The 17,259-nt window shown below is 64.0% G+C and carries 16 protein-coding genes; 9 read left to right on the forward strand and 7 right to left on the reverse strand.

The genetic code is table 11. The features are described from left to right. Positions 1–209: 209 nt before the first annotated feature. The 4 genes from HDG32_RS12640 to rsmA all read left to right on the forward strand — a co-directional run bounded on the left by HDG32_RS12640 (position 210) and on the right by rsmA (position 5,987). On the forward strand, positions 210–2,582 hold the full coding sequence (locus HDG32_RS12640; RefSeq protein WP_184067163.1) for an LPS-assembly protein LptD: 2,373 nt from the start codon (positions 210–212) through the stop codon (positions 2,580–2,582). A 65-nt stretch (positions 2,583–2,647) separates the two neighbouring features. Then, positions 2,648–4,012 (forward strand): peptidylprolyl isomerase, encoded by a 1,365-nt coding sequence (locus tag HDG32_RS12645; RefSeq protein WP_184067166.1) that lies wholly within the window; start codon positions 2,648–2,650, stop codon positions 4,010–4,012. 13 nt (positions 4,013–4,025) lie between these two features. After that, positions 4,026–5,036, forward strand: a complete 1,011-nt coding sequence (pdxA, locus tag HDG32_RS12650; RefSeq protein WP_184067169.1) for a 4-hydroxythreonine-4-phosphate dehydrogenase PdxA — start codon at positions 4,026–4,028, stop codon at positions 5,034–5,036. Positions 5,037–5,144: 108 nt separating this feature from the next. Further along, a complete protein-coding gene (gene rsmA / locus HDG32_RS12655; protein WP_184067172.1) occupies positions 5,145–5,987 on the forward strand; it encodes a 16S rRNA (adenine(1518)-N(6)/adenine(1519)-N(6))-dimethyltransferase RsmA in 843 nt (280 codons plus the stop codon). 42 nt (positions 5,988–6,029) lie between these two features. Here rsmA and HDG32_RS12660 read toward each other — a convergent pair whose 3' ends face one another. Then, positions 6,030–6,977: a DMT family transporter gene (locus tag HDG32_RS12660; RefSeq protein ID WP_184067174.1), complete on the reverse strand. Its 948-nt coding sequence runs from the start codon at positions 6,975–6,977 to the stop codon at positions 6,030–6,032. Positions 6,978–7,196: 219 nt separating this feature from the next. Beyond that, complete coding sequence (gene gloA, locus HDG32_RS12665; RefSeq protein WP_184067177.1) at positions 7,197–7,592, reverse strand: lactoylglutathione lyase; 396 nt, start codon at positions 7,590–7,592, stop codon at positions 7,197–7,199. A 351-nt stretch (positions 7,593–7,943) separates the two neighbouring features. Here gloA and HDG32_RS12670 point away from each other — a divergent pair, with 351 nt between their 5' ends. The 5 genes from HDG32_RS12670 to HDG32_RS12690 all read left to right on the forward strand — a co-directional run bounded on the left by HDG32_RS12670 (position 7,944) and on the right by HDG32_RS12690 (position 11,813). Beyond that, entirely contained in the window at positions 7,944–8,780 is an 837-nt protein-coding gene (locus HDG32_RS12670) for a transporter substrate-binding domain-containing protein (protein ID WP_184034601.1), read from the forward strand. Between the two features lie 51 nt (positions 8,781–8,831). Continuing rightward, positions 8,832–9,548, forward strand: a complete 717-nt coding sequence (locus tag HDG32_RS12675) for an amino acid ABC transporter permease (protein ID WP_184067180.1) — start codon at positions 8,832–8,834, stop codon at positions 9,546–9,548. 21 nt (positions 9,549–9,569) lie between these two features. Beyond that, positions 9,570–10,214, forward strand: coding sequence for an amino acid ABC transporter permease (locus HDG32_RS12680; protein WP_184034595.1), 645 nt, complete (start codon positions 9,570–9,572; stop codon positions 10,212–10,214). Then, positions 10,211–10,963: an amino acid ABC transporter ATP-binding protein gene (locus HDG32_RS12685; RefSeq protein WP_311539811.1), complete on the forward strand. Its 753-nt coding sequence runs from the start codon at positions 10,211–10,213 to the stop codon at positions 10,961–10,963. Before HDG32_RS12680 ends, HDG32_RS12685 begins: the two co-directional genes overlap by 4 nt. Before the next feature lie 100 nt (positions 10,964–11,063). Then, positions 11,064–11,813, forward strand: coding sequence for an IclR family transcriptional regulator (locus HDG32_RS12690; RefSeq protein WP_184067183.1), 750 nt, complete (start codon positions 11,064–11,066; stop codon positions 11,811–11,813). A 9-nt stretch (positions 11,814–11,822) separates the two neighbouring features. On the opposite strand, the gene HDG32_RS12695 is transcribed toward HDG32_RS12690, so the two are convergent. From HDG32_RS12695 to glyQ, 5 genes are read right to left on the reverse strand one after another with little or no spacing between them, the layout of a single operon-like run. Next, complete coding sequence (locus HDG32_RS12695; protein WP_090805591.1) at positions 11,823–12,716, reverse strand: M48 family metallopeptidase; 894 nt, start codon at positions 12,714–12,716, stop codon at positions 11,823–11,825. A gap of 48 nt (positions 12,717–12,764) precedes the next feature. Beyond that, complete coding sequence (locus tag HDG32_RS12700) at positions 12,765–13,523, reverse strand: 1-acyl-sn-glycerol-3-phosphate acyltransferase (protein ID WP_184067186.1); 759 nt, start codon at positions 13,521–13,523, stop codon at positions 12,765–12,767. 39 nt (positions 13,524–13,562) lie between these two features. After that, positions 13,563–14,117 carry a D-glycero-beta-D-manno-heptose 1,7-bisphosphate 7-phosphatase gene (gene gmhB, locus HDG32_RS12705; protein ID WP_184034583.1) on the reverse strand — a complete coding sequence of 185 codons (555 nt, stop codon included), beginning with the start codon at positions 14,115–14,117 and terminating at the stop codon, positions 13,563–13,565. A 10-nt stretch (positions 14,118–14,127) separates the two neighbouring features. Then, positions 14,128–16,227, reverse strand: a complete 2,100-nt coding sequence (gene glyS / locus HDG32_RS12710) for a glycine--tRNA ligase subunit beta (protein ID WP_184067188.1) — start codon at positions 16,225–16,227, stop codon at positions 14,128–14,130. A 15-nt stretch (positions 16,228–16,242) separates the two neighbouring features. After that, entirely contained in the window at positions 16,243–17,250 is a 1,008-nt protein-coding gene (gene glyQ / locus HDG32_RS12715) for a glycine--tRNA ligase subunit alpha (RefSeq protein WP_008921090.1), read from the reverse strand. Positions 17,251–17,259 lie beyond the last annotated feature (9 nt).

Here is a 17,259-nt window from a genome sequence, read left to right on the forward strand (position 1 = left end):
ATTCTTGGGGACAACGTCTTGCCATATAATACCCCACGACTTTTTTGACGCGACTCACACGCCAGCTTTCGCGTGCTCCGTTTCACCGCCCGCCTTATCACTCGGCAAATTTGGAATCCAGACGTGCAGCCGACTCTAACGGTCGCGGTGTGCAGGCGGTGGATCGTGACGACGAAAGCTTGCGCAGGGGTCGACTCGCCAAACGATACATGCCGCCCAGACAGCTTTCCGATACCACTCCTTCCTGTGCAGCAGTGCCGCGCAAAAGGCGGCTCGTCGCGGCGCTGATCGCCGTTCCGGGTCTGATGCCCGCGCTTGCGCACGCCCAGCTGGTGGGGGAAGCTGCGCAACCGCAGGCGGTCTACCCGCCGTGGGGCATGCAGCTTGCGCCGCAGCTCGAGGATCATCCGTTGCAAACGGGCCAGCGGCCGGCCACCTTCGTGCTCGGCGACCACGCGAGCGGCACGATCGACCAGGATCTGGCCGCCAAGGGCTCGGCGGAAGTGCGGCACAACACGTCCGTGATCAAGGCCGACGCCCTGCACTACGATCAGGACACGGACATGGCCGATGCGTACGGCAATGTCCACGTGATCAATACCGGCAATACCTTCATCGGACCCGAAGCGCATCTGCGCGTCGATTCGACCGAAGGCTTCATGACCGCGCCGAAGTACCACTTCACGCTGACGGGCGGCTCGGGCAGCGCGCAGCGCGTCGACCTGCTCGACGCGGAGCGCTCCGTGTTCACGAAGGGCACCTACACGGCCTGCGCGTGCACGGACAATCCGGCCTGGTACATCAAGGGCAGCGAGTTCGATTTCGACACCGGCGCGGACGAAGGCGTCGCCTACAACAGCGTGCTGTTCTTCCAGGGCGTGCCGGTGTTCGCGTCGCCGTGGCTGTCGTTCCCGCTGTCGGGCGATCGGCGCAGCGGCCTGTTGCCGCCCACGTTCTCGCTGAGCTCGACGAACGGTTTCGAGCTGTCGGTGCCGTATTACTTCAACATCGCGCCGAATCGCGATCTGACGGTCACGCCGCGTCTGATCTCGAAGCGCGGTGTGCAGTTGCAGAGCACGTTCCGCTATCTGTCGCCGACGTATTCCGGGTCGATCACCGGTGAATTTCTGCCCGACGATCGCCTGACGAAGACCAACCGCTACGCGCTGTACATCCAGCACAACCAGAATTTCGGTAACGGCTTCGGCGGCTACATCTATTACAACAAGGTTTCGGACAACACCTATCCGGAAGACCTGTCGTCGTCGGTCAACCAGTTCATGAACGGCACCCAGCTCCTGTATCAGCAGGAAGCCGGGTTGACCTACAACAACGGACCGTGGTCCGTGCTCGCGCGCGAGCAGCACTGGCAGACGCTGGAGCCGTCGGTCGCGCCGTACGGCCGCCAGCCGCAGTTGAACGTCAAGTACGCGAAGTACAACATCGGCGGCTTCGATTTCGGCGCCGAAGCCGACTACACGAACTTCCGCATCACCACCGCGGATCTGAGCGAAGGCCAGCGGGTAGTGTTCAACCCGTACCTGTCGTATTCGGTGGTGGGGCCGGGCTACTTCGTCACGCCGAAGGTGCAGTGGCACTTTGCGTCGTACAACCTGAACAACATCGGCACCGATCTGGCGAACGTGCCGGGGGCGCAGAAGAATTTCACCGAGTCGATTCCGACCTTCACGTTCGACACGGGACTGACGTTCGAGCGCTCGGTGCGCATTTTCGGCGCGGACTATATCCAGACGCTGGAGCCGCGCCTGTACTACGTGTACACGCCGTACCGCAACCAGAACAACGCGCCGCTGTTCGACACCGCCGAATCCGACTTCGGTCTCGCGGAAATCTTCACGCCGAATACGTTCGTCGGTAACGACCGGATCGCCGACGCGAACCGCCTGACCGCCGGTCTCACCACGCGCTTCATCAACCCGTCCACCGGCGACGAGCGCGCGCGCTTCGTGATCGCGCAGCAGTATTACTTCCGGGATCAGCGCGTTACGCTGACGCCGACCCAGACCAGTACCCAGGCCACGCACTCGGACCTGATCGCGGGCGCGTCGATCAAGCTGGGCGCCGGTTTCGCTTCGGAAACGGCGTTCCAATATAATGCGGACAATAACCAGCTCACGAAGACGAGTGTCGGCTTCGGGTTCAGTCCGGCGAGCGGCAAGGTCATCAACGTCGCGTACCGCTACACGCGCGCCAACACCACGCTCGACAACCAGCCGATCAATCAGGTGCTGATTTCGGGCCAATGGCCGCTGACGCACCGGATGTACGGTGTCGGCCGGTTCAACTACGACCTGGGTGGCCACCGTATCGTCGACGGCCTGGTCGGCCTGCAATACGACGCGGACTGCTGGACGCTCGGCGCCGGCATCCAGCGCTACGCGAACGGCCTGAACTCGTCGGGACAGAATCAGTCGAGCACACGGTTTCTGGCGCAGTTGACGTTCAAGGGCTTGTCGAGCGTCGACAACGGGCTGATGACCGCGTTCCGCAGCAGTGTGGCCGGCTACATGCCGTTGCCGCCACCGCCACCGCCGGAGTCGCGGTTCACCAACTACGAATGACGCTCGCCCGGTCATTCACGGCTTGCGAAAAGACGGGCGAAGCGCCCGACATCATTGGAGTATCTGTGGCAATCATGAAACAGCTTCGCTTGGCAATACTCGCGGCGGGTCTCGTCGCCGCGGCGTCCTTCGTTCCAGTCGCGTCGGTACAGGCGCAGGCATTGGGCGGCAATAGCGGCCAGACGGTGGACACCATCGCCGCAGTGGTCAACAACGGTGTCATCACGCAGCGCGAGCTCGACGAGCGGGTCGGTCTGATCGCGCACCGGCTGAACCAGCAGAACGCTCCGGTGCCGCCGACGGACCAGTTGCGCCAGCAGGTGCTCACGCAGATGGTGCTCGAGCGCATCCAGCTGCAGAAGGCCAAGGAAGACGGCATCACCATCGACGACGCGGCCGTGCAGCGCACGCTCGAGCGTCTCGCGCAGGCGAACAACATGTCGCTCGCCATGTACCGCGCGCGCATCGAGGCGCAAGGCGTGCCCTGGACCACCTTCTCGAGCGACGCGCGCACGGAGCTGACGCTGTCGCGTCTGCGCGAGAAGGAAGTGGACAGCAAGATCACAGTGACGGACGCCGAGGTCGCGAACTATATCGCCAGCCAGCGCGGCCCGGGCGCCGGCCAGACGAACGACCTGCACGTCCAGCACATTTTCGTGAAGGCGCCGCTGAACGCGTCCGAGACCGACATCGAGGCGGCGCAGAAGAAGGCCGAGGGTTTGCTCGCCGAAGCGAAGGGCGGCGCGGATTTCGAAAAGCTCGCGAAAGCCAATTCGCAGGCGCCGGACGCGTCGAAGAACGGCGGCGATCTCGGCTTCCTCGCGCCGTCGAAGCTGCCGCCCGAGTTCGTGAAGGCCGCGTCGGCACTGCGTCCGGGTGAGATCAATCCGGATCTGATCCGCACCAACGACGGCTTCGAGATCGTGCGTCTGGTCGAGCGCCGTGCCGGCCAGGGCACCAGCGCGGACGCGCCGAAGCTCGTGCAGACGCACGTGCGCCATATTCTGCTGCGCGTCGGCGACGGTCTGTCCGAACCGCAGGCACGCCAGAAGCTGCTCGACATCCGCAACCAGATCGCCGCCGGCGGCGACTTCGCGAAGTTCGCGCGCACCTACTCGCAGGACGGCTCGTCGTCGCAAGGCGGTGACCTCGGCTGGGTCAGCCCGGGCGAGACGGTGCCCGAGTTCGAGCGCGCAATGAACTCGCTGCAGGACGGTCAGATCAGCGAGCCGGTGCGCAGCGAATACGGCTACCACCTGATTCAGGTGCTCGGCCGCCGCGATGCGCAAGGCTCGATTGCGCAGCAGATGGATCTCGCGCGTCAGGCCATCGGCCAGCGCAAGGCCGAACAGGCGTATGCCGACTGGCTGCGCGAGCTGCGCGATACCGCGTACGTCGAAGTGAAACCGGCCACGGCGAACGTGCAATAACAGAGCCAATGCGATGACGAGCGCTGCCCAGCCCACCCACCGCCCGCTGCAGATCGCGATCACGACCGGCGAGCCCGCCGGCGTCGGTCCCGAGCTGACCGCGCAGGCGCTGGCCGGCGCGGCGGCGCACTGGCCTCACGCGCAGTTCACCGTGCTCGGTGATGCGCAACTGCTCGCTGAGCGCGCGCGCGCGGTCGGCGTCGATTGGGCGGCGCTGCTCGCGCCGGGCCCGCGCGTGCGGCTCGAACATCACTCGCTTGGCGCACCAGCGCAGGCAGGCAAGCTCGACGCCGCGAACGGCCGCTACGTGCTCGATCTGCTCGATGCGGCGATCGACGGCGCGGTAGCCGGCAGGTTCGACGCGATCGTCACCGCGCCGCTGCAAAAAAGCACGATCAACGACGCCGGTGTGCCGTTTACCGGCCACACCGAATATCTGGCCGAGCGCACCCATACGCCGCGCGTCGTGATGATGCTCGCGGGCACCGGCAAGCGGCCGCTGCGCGTCGCGCTTGCGACCACGCATCTGCCGTTGAAGGACGTGTCGGCGGCTTTGACGATCGAAAGCCTCGTCGCGACGCTGCGCATCATCGATCACGACCTGCGTCACCACTTCGGCTTGCCCGCGCCGCGCATCCTCGTGACGGGGCTCAATCCGCACGCTGGCGAAAACGGCTATCTGGGCCGCGAGGAAATCGACGTGATCACGCCGGCGTTGCAGCAGGTGAACGGCGAGGGCGTCGACGCGCGCGGTCCGTATCCGGCCGACACGCTGTTCCAGCCGCGTTATCTCGACGAAGCCGACTGCGTGCTCGCGATGTTCCACGACCAGGGCCTGCCGGTGCTGAAATTCGCGACGTTCGGCGAAGGGATCAACGTGACGCTCGGCCTGCCGATCATCCGCACGTCGGTCGATCACGGCACCGCGCTCGATCTGGCCGGCACCGGCCGCGCCGACGCGGGCAGCCTGATGGCCGCGATCGACACGGCGGTGTCGATGGCGCAGCATCGTCGCGCGGGCTGAGGCGCGGGTAGCGTGGGCGGTCGCGGTGCTCGTGACGCGCCGCGTGGCGTCGTGTTTCCAGCGTGACGTCTTTCATTCTCAAGCAGTTTTCTTTCTAGCGTTTCTCCGATGTCCACCAGCAGACAGCAAGGCCGGCACCAGGGCCATCTCGCGCGCAAGCGTTTCGGTCAGAACTTCCTGGTCGACATGGGCGTGATCGATTCGATCGTCGACGTGATCCGGCCGCAGCGCGGCGAGCGGATGGTCGAGATCGGGCCGGGCCTCGGCGCCCTGACCGAACCGCTGATCGAGCGGCTCGCGACGCCCGAGACGCCGCTGCACGCGGTCGAACTCGACCGCGATCTGATCGGCCGTCTGAAGACGAAGTTCGGCAACCTGCTCGAACTGCACGCGGGCGACGCGCTCGAATTCGACTTCGGCTCGCTCGCGGCACCGGGCGACAAGGCGTCGCTGCGCATCGTCGGCAATCTGCCGTACAACATTTCGAGCCCGCTGCTGTTTCATCTGGCGACGTTCGCGGAGCGCGTGATCGACCAGCACTTCATGCTGCAGAACGAGGTGGTCGAGCGGATGGTGGCGGAGCCGGGCACGAAGGCGTTCAGTCGCCTGTCGGTGATGCTGCAGTACCGCTACGTGATCGACAAGCAGCTCGACGTGCCGCCCGAGTCGTTCCAGCCGCCACCGAAGGTGGATTCGGCGATCGTGCGGATGATTCCGTACGAGCGGCACGAACTGCCGGTGGTCGACGAAAGCGTGCTCGGCCGGGTGGTGACGGCGGCGTTCTCGCAGCGTCGCAAGATGTTGCGCAACACGCTTGCCGCGCTGCGCGGCACCGTCGATTTCGACGCGCTCGGCTTCGATCTGCAACGCCGCGCGGAGGACGTGCCGGTCGCCGAATACGTGAGTGTGGCGCAGGCGGTGGCGGTGCGCTCGGCCGCTGCGCCGGAATAGACTCGACGCTCGACGGCGGCAGGGCGCCGCCGTCGAGCCCGCTTACCGTTTCGCCGGCGCGTTGACGAGCGCGATGCCGGTCAGCACCAGCAGCGCGGCGATCAGAAAGCGCGCGCTGAACGACTCGCCGAGCAGCAGCACGCCGAAGGTGACGCCGAACAGCGGCGTCAGAAACGAAAACACCGACAGCCTCGACGCGATGTAACGCGTCAACAGCCAGAACCACAACAGATAGCTGACGAACGCGACGATCACGGCTTGATACGCGAGGCTCGCGAGCGCGAGCGGCGTCACGCTTTCCACGCGCACCTCGCCGAGCCCCAGCGCCAGCGCGAGCAGCACCACCGCCGACACAGTCAGCTGATAGAACAGCGTCTTGCTCGCGCTCGTCCGCGCGAGCCGCGAGCCGCGCACGATCACCGTGGTCGCGGCCCACGCGACGCCGCCGAGCACGCCGAGCGCATCGCCGGCCGCGCCCGCGAGCGTCGAGCCGTGGGCCGCGCTTGCAGCCGTGCCCGCGTCCGTGTGCAGGAAGCCGTCCGCGAACGCGAGCGCCATCCCCGCGAACGCGACGACAATGCCGAGCCACTGGATGCGCCGCATGCGTTCGCCATCGACGAACCAGTGCAGGCCGAGTGCCGTGAAACACGGCGCCGTGTACAGAAAGACCGCCATGCGCGACGCGCTCGTCAGCGTCAGGCCGAGAAAGATGCAGACGAACTCGGCCGCGAACAGCACGCCCGCGAGCAGGCCCGCGCCGAGCGTGCCGTCATCGCGAAAGAGCGGCGTGCCGCGCGAGCGTGCCCATGCCCACACGAGCAGCGCCGCGATCGTCGAGCGCAGCCCCGCCTGAAAGACCGGCGGCACCGCCGCATTGGTGGTCTTGATCGCGACTTGCTGCAGCCCCCAGATTGCGCACAGGCCGATCATCAACAGGATCGCGAAGCTATCCGGGGTGCGGCGCGCGGGCAAGGCGGTGGTCGTGCTCATGGCGGTGTGGTGAAGAGGGGGAGAGTGCACGGCGAGCCGGTCGGTCCGGTGCGCGGCGAAAACGCCGAGCGTCAGTCGTCGGCGTTTTTTGATGGCGTCGGCACGAGGCAAGATTGCCGGGCGAATTCGCCCGGCGTCAATTCGCCGGGTGCAACGTGAAGCCGGGCTGTGTTTTCATCGTTCTGGCTGACAGCGCGACTCGTGCTCGCCACCGGACGTTCAGTCGACTCGCCCCTTCTTCTGTATCAGCTCGATCTTGTACCCGTCCGGATCGGCGACGAAGGCGATGACAGTCGTGCCGTGTTTCATGGGCCCAGCTTCGCGTGTAACGACACCGCCGCGTTTCTTCACTTCTTCGCATGCCGCATAGGCGTCGTCGACTTCGAGGGCGATGTGACCGTAGCCGGTTCCGAGGTCGTACTTGCTCGTGTCCCAGTTGTACGTCAGTTCGATCGCCGCGCTTTCGGATTCGACCTCGTAACCGACGAATGCGAGGGTGAACTTCCCGTCCGGGTAGTCGTTCTTTCGAAGCAGGCGCATTCCTAGAACTTCGGTGTAGAACCGGATCGATGCGTCCAGATCACCGACTCGAAGCATGGTATGCAAGATTCGCATGAGGACTCCTTTGATAGTTTGTCGATAAATGCGTCGACCTCCGGCAATTGTAAATGATTGCCGTATAGCTTGAGCCCGAAGCCGCGCCGCCCGCCCGGCCCACTGCGGACTCGATGCGCATCGTGGAATTCGATCGGATCTATTTGAACAAAAAAGTATGGGCAATAAGGGTTTGTGTGCGGTTGCCGGTTTGATATTAGTGTCCAACACTCAGCATCAATCCGGTTCGTCAGATAGCAGTCTGATATATCGGACAATCGATGCGTGACCCGGCAATTCGTTGAGCGTGCAGACAGGCGCTGAAGCCGATTCGTCCGCTCCGGACCACTCTTCTCCGCTTAGGACCCTGCCATGAAGCTTGCCAAACGAGGCGCCCAAGCCGCCTTTCTGTTCGCTGTTGCTGGATTGCTCGCCATCACCGGCTGCACCAAGGTTGCCACGCCAGGGCAGAGCGCAGCGGCATCCCCCTCGACGCTTCAGGCCGTGCTGCAGCGAGGCACGCTGCGCGTCGGCGACTGCCTGACGTTCGCGCCGTTCGGGTTCTATAACAAGGATGGCCAACCAGACGGCTATGATGTGGACCTCGCGAAGGAACTCGCGAAGCAGATGGGCGTGAAGCTCGAGGTCGTGAATACGACGAGCGCGAACCGGATTCCGAATCTGCAGACCAGCAAAGTGGATGTCGTGTTCTGCAACTTCACGCGTAATCTCGAGCGCGCGAAGGTAATCGAATTCACGACCCCCTACGTGGTTGCCAGCGAAGCACTGCTGGTCAGAAAAAATAGTGGCGTTCAGTCGATCAAGGACATGGGCGGTCGCACGATTGCGACGGTCAAGGGCTCGACCAATGGCGACGAAGTGCGCTCGCTGAATATCCCGATCAAGATCCAGGAATACGACAGCTCGCAGGCCGCGATTCTTGCCGTCAAGCAGGGGCAGGCCGACGCGATGATCGAGGACAACAACTTTCTTGCGTATCAGGCCAAGCTCGATCCTGAACTTGCCGTCACGAACGAAGCGCTGGTCCCGCTCGAATACAACGCGTTCGGCGTCAAGGCCGGCGATCAGGAATGGCTCAACTACCTGAATCTGTTCCTCTTCAACGTCAATGCGTCGAAGCTCAACGCGCAGCTCTACAACAAGTGGTTCGGCACCGATCCGCGCTACCCGCTCAATCCGCAGTTTTGAGGAGCGGGAGATGCCGATATCTATTGAAACCCGAACGATGCGGAGGGTGAGATGAGTTACGAGTGGCTCACTCTGTGGGGCTACGTGCCCGAGTTTTTGAGCGCGAGCTGGCTGACGTTGCAAGTGACCGTGCTGGCATTCGTACTGGCGCTAGTCCTCGGCTTGTTGACCGCGCTTGCCAGCGTTTCTCCGCTCGCGCCATTTCGGTTGATTGCTCGCGGCTACGTTGAAATCATCCGCAACACGCCTGTTCTCCTGCAGATTTTCATCGTTTTCTTCGGTCTGCCGTCGGCGGGTATTTCGCTCGACGCATACTGGGCGGGCGTCATTGCGCTCGGCGTCAACGTCGGTGCTTATCTATCGGAAGTGTTCCGCGCCGGCATACAGTCGGTGCCGCGCGGCCAACTCGAGGCCGCCGGCATTCTCGGTCTCGAACGCGCGCAGATCTTCGTCGAGGTCGTGCTACCGCAGGCGACGCGCGCGGTCTATCCGGCCATCGTCAACTACCTGATCCAGTTGCTGCTCGGTACGTCGCTGCTGTCCGCCATTGCGTTGCCGGAGTTGACCGGCACTGCGACCGTGATCAACTCGCGGACGCTTCTCTACCTTCAGACGTTCAGCGTGACGCTCGTCGCGTATCTCGTGCTCAGTAACGTACTGTCCTGGCTTGCGGGCCAGCTCGGAGCGCGGATCTTTCATCCTCCCCTCGTCATGCCGGCGCGCACCGGTTTCCGGACCGGCTTTATGCGCCGGACGAAACGGGCCTGATTCCCGGATTGGAGTTGGATCATGTCAGTCGAATTGCTGAAAACCAGTTTCTCCATCCTGCTGCAGGGTCTGGTGACGACGCTGTTGCTTTCCATTGCGTCCATCGCGGGCAGCACGCTGATCGGCCTTTTCGCCGCGGTCTTGCGGTCGTTCGGACCGTGGGGCACAGCCCGCATTGCCAGACTCTATACGGAGCTGTTTCGCGGCACGCCGGTACTCATCACGCTGATGTTCATCTATTTCGGCGTGTCGTACTTCGGTTACGCGATCGACGTCTTCGCAGCCGGCGTCATCGGCTTGAGCGTCTATCAGGGCGCCTACATCGCCGAAATCTTCCGCTCAGGGATCGAGGCGGTACCCAAAGGTCAATGGGAGGTATCTCAGATCCTCGGTCTTACGCGGGCTCAGTCGTTCTCGTTCGTCGTGCTGCCTCAGACGGGAAAGATCGTGTTGCCGCCTCTCGTCGGTCAGTATCTGTCGCTCATCAAGGACACGTCGATCGTCAGCATGATCGGAATGTCCGAGTTGATGCATGGTGGCCAGGCGATCGTCGACCGGGTCGGAAAGCCCGTGGAAATCTACGGACTCGTCGCCCTCATTTACTTCGCCGTGTGCTTCCCGCTCTCGCAATGGGTGCGCCACCATGACCGCAGGAGATTGTCGTGAGTAACCAAAGCCAAACCAGACCCATCATTTCACTGACGGGCGTCAGCAAAGCATTCGGTTCGACTCGGGTGTTGAACGAAATCAATCTCGAGGTTCGCTCGGGCGAGGTGCTGGTGCTCATTGGCGCGTCCGGCTCAGGTAAGAGCACGGTCTTGCGAATCATGGCGGGATTGGAGACCACCGATTCCGGCGAGGTCTGGGTCAACGATGTGCCCATGCATGATCCGCGCCGGGCGCGAGAGATTCGTGGCCATGTCGGCATGGTCTTCCAGCAGTTCAATCTGTTTCCTCACAAGACCGCGCTCGGCAATGTCACGCTCGCGCTTATCAAGGCACGCCGCATGAGTCCGGACGACGCGCGCAAGCGCGCCATGGAGACACTCGACCGTGTCGGGCTCGCGGACCGCGCGGCACACTATCCAAGCCAGTTGTCGGGCGGTCAGCAGCAACGCGTGGCAATTGCGCGAGCGCTCGCGGTCGAGCCCGGCATCATGTTCTTCGACGAGGCGACGTCCGCGCTGGATCCGGAGCTGGTCGGCGAGGTCACCGAGGTGATGCGTGGGCTCGCGCGCGACGGCATGACGATGGTCGTCGTCACGCATGAAATGGGCTTTGCCCGCAAGACCGCCGACCGCGTCGTCTTCATGGACAAGGGCGTCATCGCCGAGCAGGGCGATCCGGAACAGATCTTCGTCAATCCCGCGAACGAACGCACGCGGCAGTTTCTGCACAGAGTTCTCGACCATTGACCTGTCGCGGCCTGAAAGTCGCTTTCGCGGGTCTGCCGCGGGATAAACTCACGTCGCTTGAAAGACAACCGGTCGGATGAACGCTTTACGGAGTGAACGCATGGCTGTAACCGAATCGTCTCGGGCGAGAGGCGTGGATCGCGTCATCGCGATGTTCCGGCAATTGCACGTCGCCCAACGCCCGCTGACCATGCGCGAATTAATCGAGGCGACTGGCGCGCCGCGTTCGAGCATTTACGAGCTGGTCGCGATTCTCGCGGAAGTGGGCTGGCTCGAGACGGCCGCGGATGGGAGCGTGTTCTTCGGGCGCGAGATGCACTACTACGGGTCCGACTATGCAACGCACAACGATCTGATTAGCCGCGCGCATCAATCCATTCTGGCATTGGTACGGAAGTACGACGAGACCACGCAGCTGTGCATGCTGGAAGGCAACAAGTACACGGTCGTGTTATCCGAGAACAGTGCCCGGCCATTCAACATCAGTTCGGACATCGGCGTGAGAGTGCCGATTCCGTGGACCGCCACGGGACGTCTGCTGCTAGGTCACCTGAATGCCGACGAGATTCGCGCGCTCATTCCGGCCGAAGATTTCATCCTCGACAACGGGGTGAATATCGAATTCGACGAATTCCTGAACGACGTGCAGGCCGCAAAAGAACGAGGCTACTGCTGCACCGAAGGACTCTCGAATGCGTTCAGGCTTTGTATGGCAGCGCCGATTCGCGACCGTGCGGGACTGCCGATTGCGGCGCTGTGTTTCATGACCGGCCGCGACACGAGCCCGGACAGGCGCGGCGTGATGCTCGACGATCTGTTGCAGTCCGCGAAAGCGCTCTCGCATAGATAGCACCCGGCCTCAAAGCGTCGGCAACAGCTCCGGCGGATGCGACTTCAGTGTCTGCCGCGCCTCGCGAAATTCCGGAAAAATCGATTCGACCGTCTGCCAGAAGCGCGGACTGTGATTCATCTCGCGCAGATGCGACAGCTCGTGCGCGACGACGTAGTCGATGATCGACAGCGGAAAGTGGATGAGCCGCCAGTTCAGGCGGATTTTGCCGTCGCTCGAACAACTGCCCCAGCGCGTCGCCGCCGAAGACAAGGCATACGCGCGATAGTTGACGCCCAGCTTCTGCGCGTAGATCGCCAGACGCTCGCCGAACAGCCGCTTCGCTTCTCCTTGCAGCCAGCCCTGCACGCGGTCCTTGATCTGCTGCGGGTCGGCTTGCAACGGCAGCGGCAATTGCAGCGCGCCGTGCTCGGCGCTGAACGCGAGCATGCCTTGCGGCGCGCCGAGCGTCACGCGCACCGGCTGACCGAGGTAGGGCACTTCGGCGCCGTCTTGCCAGTCGATCTTCGGCAATGCACGCTGCTCGACGCGCGTTTGCCATTCGATCAGCTTCGTAAAAATCCAACGCTGTTTTTCGGTGATCGCGGTTTCGATATCGGCGAGCGTGACCCAGCGCGGCGCGGTGATCGTGAGGCCGGTGCTGTCGATCGCAAAGCCGATCGAGCGGCGCGCGGAACGCTTGAGCGCGTAATGCAGCGTGCGTGAACCGATGGCGAGACTGCGCAGCTTGCTGCCGTCCGGCGCGAGCGGCGCGACGGGCGGCCGGGCCGGCGCTGAGCCCAATGAACCCGGCGCGGAAGGTGAAGGAGACGACGACGTCGACCCCGGCTCGGCGAAGAGCGGGAGATCGAGCTGCCGGTTTTCGAGCGCCGCGGCGGGCTGCGGCGTAGGAGACTTCTGCATCGGCTTCGCTTCGCGCAATACGCCTTCGGAGTTCGAGGGCGTGGCGCGTCAGATGGGCGCGGCGGCGGAATCGTTAGCCGCCGCGCTGTAGGCAGTCGGATCGATGCGGCGCATTTCGGCTTCGATCCACTGTTCGACGCGCGTGTTCACTTCGTCGGGCGTGAGCCCCGTCGTGTCGATCGGCTTGCCAATCGACACCGTGACTATACCCGGATATTTAAGAAACGAGTTGCGCGGCCACACGCGGCCCGCGTTGTGCGCGATCGGCACGACGGGGGCACCGCTCGCGATCGCGAAGCGCGCGCCGCCGGTCTTGTACTTGCCCTGCTTGCCGGTCGGCGTGCGCGTGCCTTCCGGAAACATGATGACCCATGCGCCTTCGGCCATGCGGGCCTTGCCCTGGTTCGTGACCGATTTGAACGCGTATTTGCCTTCCTTGCGGTTGATGTGAACCATCTTCAGCATGCCGAGCGCCCAGCCGAAGAACGGCACATACAAGAGCTCGCGCTTGAACACGTAGCACAGCGGGCGCGGCATGAGCGCCGGAAACGCGAGCGTTTCCCACGCCGACTGATGCTTCGACAGCAGCACGGCCGGGCCGTTGGGCAGATTCTCGAAACCTTCGATGCGGTAGCGGATGCCGTTCAGGTAGCGCACCGTCCACAGCGTCAGACGACACCAGCCGGCCGCCATCCAGTAGCGGTTTTCCGCGCGCAGGAACGGAAACGCGATGAAGCACGCGGTCGCGTACGGCACCGTGAACACAACGAAATAAATCAGCAGCAGCAGGGAACGGATAAAGCGCATCGGCGTGGTCGGTGGGGGGTGGGAGCGCGGTGCGCGCGTTTATTCCTGAGCGTCGGCGAGAAAGTCGAGCGCGAACGCGCGCAGGTCGTCGTGCACGATCGTGCCTTCGGGCAAGCCGCCCGCGGCGAGGGTCTTGCGGCCCTTGCCGGTCAGCACCAGATGCACCGGGTGACCGAGCGCAGCGCCCGCCTGCAGATCGCGCAGAGAATCGCCGACCGTCGGCGTATGCGCCGGATCGACCTCGAATCGCTCGGTGATCATCTTCAGCATGCCGGGCTTCGGCTTGCGGCATTCGCATTGATCTTCCGCCGTGTGCGGACAGAAGAACACCGCTTCGATGCGCGCGCCGACCGCTGCCGCCATCCGGTGCATCTTCAGATGCATCGCGTTCAACGCATCCATGTCGAACAGACCGCGGCCGATGCCCGACTGGTTCGTCGCGATTGCGACGCGATAGCCGGCCTGGTTCAGGCGTGCGATCGCTTCCAGCGAGCCGGGCAGCGGGACCCATTCGTCCGGCGACTTGATGAACGCGTCGGAATCGACGTTGATCACACCGTCGCGGTCGAGGATCACCACTTTCTTGATCGGCATGGCGCGGTGCTCAGGCGGCGAGTCGGGAAATGTCGGCGACGCAGTTCATCTGCTGATGCAGCGCGCCGAGCAGAGCCAGACGGTTCGCGCGCAACGCGGGGTCTTCGGCGTTGACCATCACGTCGTTGAAGAACGTGTCCACCGGCTCGCGCAGCGCGGCCAGCGCCGTCAGTGCGCCGGTGTAGTCGCGCACGGCCAGTTGCGATTGCACGCGCGGCGTGACCTGTTCGAGCTGCGCGTTGAGCGCCTTCTCCGCTGCCTCGGTGAGCAAGCTGGGCTGCACGCTGCCGTTCGTCACGCCTTCCGACTTCTTCAGGATGTTCGAGATACGCTTGTTGGCCGCCGCGAGCGACGCCGCTTCGGCGAGCGACGCGAATTCGCGCACCGCGTCGAGGCGCGCGACGAGGTCGTCGAGCCGCGTCGGGTTCAGCGCGAGCACCGCGTCGATTTCGCCGGCCGCGTAGCCGCGTTCGCGCAGCAGGCCGCGCAGGCGGTCCATGCTGAATTCGTAGATCGCGTCGGTCGAATCGGCAACGCTCGGCACACCGGCGAATTGCGCATAAGCGATGCGCAGCAGCTCGATGAAGTCGACGTTCAGCTGCTTCTCGACCAGAATGCGCAGCACGCCGAGCGCATGACGGCGCAGCGCGAACGGGTCTTTCTCGCCGGTGGGCTGCAGGCCGATGCCCCAGATGCCGACCAGCGTTTCGAGCTTGTCGGCGAGCGCGACGACGGTGCCGGTCGCGGTGGTGGGCAAGGCGTCGCCCGAGAAGCGCGGCTGGTAGTGTTCCGAGCATGCGAGCGCGACTTCTTCCGGCTCGCCGTCGTGGCGCGCGTAGTACGTGCCCATCGTGCCTTGCAGCTCGGGGAATTCGCCGACCATGTCGGTGATCAGGTCGGCTTTCGCGAGGCGCGCGGCGCGCGTCGCGAACGCGACGTTGGCGCCGGTCAGTGCGGCGATCGCGCCGGCCAGCCCTTCGAGCCGCTCCACCCGTTGCAGCGCCGAGCCGAGCTTGTTGTGATAAACGACGTTCGCGAGCAGTGGCACGCGATCCGCGAGCGGCTTCTTCTTGTCTTGCGTGAAGAAGAACTTCGCATCGGCGAGACGCGGACGCACCACGCGCTCATTGCCTTCGACGATCTCGACCGGCGTCGCCGTCTCGATGTTCGACACGATCAGGAAGCGCGAGCGCAGCTTGCCGTTCGCATCGGTCAGCGCGAAGTACTTCTGGTTCGTCTGCATCGTCAGGATCAGGCATTCCTGCGGCACTTGCAGGAATTCGTCCTCGAAGCGGCACTCATAGACGACCGGCCATTCGACCAGCGACGTCACTTCGTCGAGCAGCGCTTCGGGCATCACGACCTTGTCGTCACCGGCTTGCGCGAGCAGTTGCGAGCGGATCGCTTCCTTGCGCTTCGCGAAGCTCGCGATCACGCGGCCTCTGTGTTCGAGCGTTTCGGCATACGACTGTGCGTGCTGAATCTGCACGAAGCCTTCGGACAGGAAGCGGTGGCCGAGCGTGGTGTCGTCGGCGTCGATGCCGAGCACGCTGACCGGCACGACCTCTTCGCCGTGCAGCGTGGTCAGTCGATGCACCGGGCGCACGAACTGCACGCTCGAACCGTCCGGGCGCTGATACGTCATCGGCTTTGCGATCGGCAGCTTCGCGAGCGTTTCGTCGAGCGCGCCTTGCAGGCCGTCGGCGAGCGTCGCGCCCGGCGCCGCGTAGCGCAGGAAGAACGCTTCGGCTTTACCGTCCTGGGCGCGTTCGAGGTCGTTCACCGTGAAGTCGGGGAAGCCGAGCGCGGCGAGTTTCTTCGCGAGCGGCGCGGTGGGCTGGCCGTCTTTATCGAGCGCGACGGAAACCGGCAGCACTTTTTCGCGCACGTGTTTTTCCGGCGCGACCGCGCGCACGTTGTGAATCGTCACCGCGAGACGACGCGGCGTGGCAAAGCGTTCGAACGACGGCTCGCCTTCGATCAGGTCGCGCGCCGCGAGGCGCTGCGCAATACCTTCGGCGAAAGCGTCGCCGAGACGGGCGAGCGCCTTCGGCGGCAGTTCTTCGGTCAGCAGCTCGACGAGCAGGGTAGCGTGTTGAGATTGAGTCATTGGTTGAAGTTCTCGTCAGTCCTGGTCGATCTTGCGTTCGACTTTCAGCGGCGGCGCCCACGCGGGCATCGCGGCTTCCTGCTCGTCGGTGGTGAGGCCGGGCACGCCGTGCACCGGATTGCCGAGCATCGGGAAGCCGAGCTTTTCGCGCGAGTCGTAGTAGGCCTGCGCGACCAGACGCGACAGCGCGCGAATCCGGCCGATGTACGCCGCGCGTTCCGTGACCGAAATCGCGCCGCGCGCGTCGAGCAGGTTGAACGTGTGGCCGGCCTTCAGCACGAGCTCATAGGCGGGCAGCGCGATCTGTGCATCGATCATGCGCTTCGCTTCCGCTTCGTAGCTGTTGAAGAACGTGAACAGCAGATCGACGTTCGCGTGCTCGAAGTTGTAGGTGGACTGCTCGACCTCGTTCTGGTGATACACGTCGCCGTAGGTCAGGCGGCGCAGTTCGGGGCCGTTCGGGCCTTGTTCTTCCCACTCGGTCCAGACGAGGTCGTAGACGTTCTCTACCTTCTGCAGATACATCGCGAGGCGCTCGAGACCGTAGGTGATTTCGCCGAGCACCGGCTTGCAGTCGAGACCGCCGACCTGCTGGAAATACGTGAACTGCGTCACTTCCATGCCGTTCAGCCACACTTCCCAGCCCAGCCCCCATGCGCCGAGCGTCGGGTTTTCCCAGTCGTCCTCGACGAAACGCACGTCGTTCTGCTTCAGGTCGAAGCCGAGCGCTTCGAGCGAGCCGAGGTACAGGTCGAGAATGTTTTCCGGCGCGGGCTTGAGCACCACCTGATACTGGTAGTAGTGCTGCAGACGGTTCGGGTTCTCGCCGTAGCGGCCATCTTTCGGGCGGCGCGACGGCTGCACGTAGGCGGCGCGCCACGGCTCGGGGCCGATCGCGCGCAGGAACGTATGGACGTGGGACGTGCCCGCGCCGACCTCCATGTCGATCGGCTGGAGCAACGCGCAGCCCTGCTTGTCCCAGTAGGACTGCAAGGTCAGGATGATTTGCTGAAACGTGAGCATGAAGTGCCT

Source organism: Paraburkholderia sp. CI2 (genome assembly GCF_014201055.1).
GTDB lineage: Bacteria > Pseudomonadota > Gammaproteobacteria > Burkholderiales > Burkholderiaceae > Paraburkholderia > Paraburkholderia tuberum.

Excerpts from the sequence above, each read along its gene's own strand:
- HDG32_RS12640 (WP_184067163.1), top strand. The coding sequence starts at position 210 with ATGCCGCCCAGACAGCTTTCCGATACCACTCCTTCCTGTGCAGCAGTG.
- pdxA (WP_184067169.1), top strand. The coding sequence starts at position 4,026 with ATGACGAGCGCTGCCCAGCCCACCCACCGCCCGCTGCAGATCGCGATC.
- rsmA (WP_184067172.1), top strand. The coding sequence starts at position 5,145 with ATGTCCACCAGCAGACAGCAAGGCCGGCACCAGGGCCATCTCGCGCGC.
- HDG32_RS12660 (WP_184067174.1), bottom strand. The coding sequence starts at position 6,977 with ATGAGCACGACCACCGCCTTGCCCGCGCGCCGCACCCCGGATAGCTTC.
- gloA (WP_184067177.1), bottom strand. The coding sequence starts at position 7,592 with ATGCGAATCTTGCATACCATGCTTCGAGTCGGTGATCTGGACGCATCG.
- HDG32_RS12670 (WP_184034601.1), top strand. The coding sequence starts at position 7,944 with ATGAAGCTTGCCAAACGAGGCGCCCAAGCCGCCTTTCTGTTCGCTGTT.
- HDG32_RS12675 (WP_184067180.1), top strand. The coding sequence starts at position 8,832 with ATGAGTTACGAGTGGCTCACTCTGTGGGGCTACGTGCCCGAGTTTTTG.
- HDG32_RS12680 (WP_184034595.1), top strand. The coding sequence starts at position 9,570 with ATGTCAGTCGAATTGCTGAAAACCAGTTTCTCCATCCTGCTGCAGGGT.
- HDG32_RS12690 (WP_184067183.1), top strand. The coding sequence starts at position 11,064 with ATGGCTGTAACCGAATCGTCTCGGGCGAGAGGCGTGGATCGCGTCATC.
- HDG32_RS12695 (WP_090805591.1), bottom strand. The coding sequence starts at position 12,716 with ATGCAGAAGTCTCCTACGCCGCAGCCCGCCGCGGCGCTCGAAAACCGG.
- HDG32_RS12700 (WP_184067186.1), bottom strand. The coding sequence starts at position 13,523 with ATGCGCTTTATCCGTTCCCTGCTGCTGCTGATTTATTTCGTTGTGTTC.
- gmhB (WP_184034583.1), bottom strand. The coding sequence starts at position 14,117 with ATGCCGATCAAGAAAGTGGTGATCCTCGACCGCGACGGTGTGATCAAC.
- glyS (WP_184067188.1), bottom strand. The coding sequence starts at position 16,227 with ATGACTCAATCTCAACACGCTACCCTGCTCGTCGAGCTGCTGACCGAA.
- glyQ (WP_008921090.1), bottom strand. The coding sequence starts at position 17,250 with ATGCTCACGTTTCAGCAAATCATCCTGACCTTGCAGTCCTACTGGGAC.